This window comes from Protofrankia sp. Cj3 (genome assembly GCF_917627355.1).
Lineage (GTDB): Bacteria > Actinomycetota > Actinomycetes > Frankiales > Frankiaceae > Protofrankia.
In genome coordinates this window covers 1-1074 of record NZ_CAKJTR010000201.1, presented here as the reverse complement: position 1 = coordinate 1074, position 1074 = coordinate 1, and positions in this window count along the sequence as shown.

The following is a 1074-nucleotide window of genomic DNA, read 5'->3' as shown; positions in this document are numbered from 1 at the left end:
ATGCCATACTGGCGGCCGATCATGATCGGGGTGCAGATTCATGCCGGGATCGACATACTCCCAGCCCCACCGTTCCTCCGGAACGAACAGTCGTCGGGTAAGTTCAGAACCGGGCATCTGGTTTCACGGGTTATGCTCCCACCCTCCGATGACTACTACCGTAACATCCATACGGACCTTGTTCTGTCAAGGTCACGATGACAGTCAACGTACCATCCGGGCTTCTGAGTCTGGGTTTCGTAGCCAGTCCCGATGCTGGACACGCTCGAGCTCCGACGGGGAACAGGCTAGAAGATCACCAATGGCTTGGTGACCGGGTCGCGAGCGCGCGGTGACGGCTGCGGTGACACCGAGCAGGAAGCAGCGGAGACCGGCAGCTACCGTGCCACATGGTGGCTCAGCGTAGCCGCTGCCAGCCATACGCCCAGGCCGAAGACAGCTCCAAGAAAACCGGCGGCGACCAGCGCGGGCCGCGGGTGGTCGCCGTAACACGTTCGTGCTGCTGCTCTTCTTCTTGCTGGCGGGTTCCCTGGTTATACGCCGGCAGATCGGCGAAGGCGGCAAGTCCCGAGGCGCGCGGGCTGCCGGAGAACGGTGAACTGGCAGACAGTCCGAAGGACGGGAGCGGCGGCGCGGGTAAGGGATGGCGGTGGCCGTGTACCACCGCTACCCACGCCGCCGCTCCCGCATCAGCCCCGACACCGGAAACCCTCGCGCGGACCGAGGACGGCGCGACCGTGATTCATACGCGCTGTCCCGCGGTGCCCGCGCATTCCCAATGATACTCATGGGGAACGGGCAGCATCGGTGTCGGTTCACCCGGCGGCCGGGACACCGTCAGCCGGCGGCCGGGGAGCTGGGAAATGCAGCTTAGGGTGTTCGTATATGCCTGGAAATCGATTAGGCTCCCGCGGTGAGCCAGCCGTGCGCCACGGATCTGCGTGACAGCTGTCGGGGCGGCAGCACCGGCAGGCCGGGATCGTCGGACCCAGCCCGCTCGTCACATGACACCGACGTGTTCTGGATCCTTCCCCAGATGATGCTCCGGCATTCATCAGTCCCGACGACGAGCGA